We start from the raw sequence: 255 nt of genomic DNA on the forward strand, positions 1-255 counted from the left end.
AAGGGGCCTATATTGTCTAGATACTTCGTCCTCGTTGGTTAAACCAATGACTTGAGTGATATCGAAGTTCAGGCCGTGTTGGGCCAGGAAATGTTGTGCCAGTTTGTAAATGGGGTTTCCGTCAACGGTGAGGTTTAAATCCTCAGGGATTTCGCTAGCTATATAGTGGTCGAGCACATCGTGAATGGCCCTGATTGCTAATTCAGTATTGCGTTTTTCAGACACTCTTTGGGATAAGATGATTTTATTCTTTGC

Annotated in this window: 1 pseudogene; it reads right to left on the bottom strand. The window is 43.5% G+C overall.

Features of this window, described 5'->3' with window-relative positions:
• Positions 1-255, bottom strand: a pseudogene (locus tag ACYQ2O_RS13550) (DDE-type integrase/transposase/recombinase); the annotation flags it as partial.

This window comes from Alkalibacterium sp. m-11, from assembly GCF_054658155.1.